We start from the raw sequence: 1,106 nt of genomic DNA on the forward strand, positions 1-1,106 counted from the left end.
TGGGCGAGACATTTTCTTGATCTTTATCATCATAGGCACCAAGGATCGCCAATCCCTTATGAAACCCTAAATGAGCATTGAATTCTCCTCCAAGCCACTGGCGCATATGATCAAGCTCAAAAGACGCAATAGCTAATTTACGGCTCGACACATCAACCCTACTGCCCATAATAAAATTATCAGCATATTTCCATGTCAATCGTCCCGTAAACCAGGTCTTCCCCTCTTGATCACGAGCAATAACCCGCGAAATCCAAGGGGTAAGCGATAAAGACTTACCCGATGTCAAAATGTCGGAAAATATTCCTTTAACACTCGAATAATATTGACTCCACGTGCCATCAAAACCTGCTGTCCAATAACCATAAGGAATGGAAAATGAACCCGTGATCGTATCACTATTGGGCCGCTCATTTGTGAAATGATACACGCCACCATCCATGGAGCGCTGATAACTAAACGACCATTGATCATTGGAAGCAAACAAATCATCAAAAGAAAGGCTCAAACGTGTTTGGTAGAGACCTGTTGCCTGAGCGCCAAGATTATCACTGGAAACTGTAAAACTCCAAGGTTTCTGTTTGGCTATATGAATATCAAGGATGGAACCGCCAGAAACCTTTCCAGCTTCAAGATTAATGGTGGCTTGACGAGAAAAAAGCCTATTGATTTGATCAAGTCCTTGCTCTATCGCGCGTAAATTGGTCGGGTGACCAATCAGATTTGGAAAAGCTGTGGTGATTTCGCCGCGATCTTTCCTCTCAACTGTGTGACCATCCAGGGTGATATCTTCTACACGACCTTCAACAACAACAATTTTGAGATGACCACCCCTTAAATCTTGCTCAGGCAAATAAGCCCGCACCGCGATATAACCACGCTTGACGTAAAGCATAGTTACCGCTTTGAGCACTTTATTGATATCATCAATGCCTAAACAGTGCCCTTCCCAACGAGAAATGCTACCATGAAGATCAGTATGCGAAATCAACCTGGCACCAATCAACCCAATATTTTTGATCATCAAACAGGTTTTTGATCTCGAAGAATCATCGGAACTGTTCTCCTCATTATTCTCAAAAAACACTTCAGACTTTCCTGTCCTC

1 protein-coding gene is annotated in these 1,106 nt (G+C 42.9%); it reads right to left on the minus strand.

Translation table 11 applies throughout. The annotated features are described in order from the left end of the window. Nucleotides 1–1,087 (minus strand): ShlB/FhaC/HecB family hemolysin secretion/activation protein (locus tag AC0QT4_RS09210; RefSeq protein ID WP_473201365.1); only part of this gene is annotated, 1,087 nt, incomplete at its 3' end. Nucleotides 1,088–1,106: the final 19 nt, after the last annotated feature.

The organism is Bartonella sp. EBT8, from assembly GCF_055796165.1.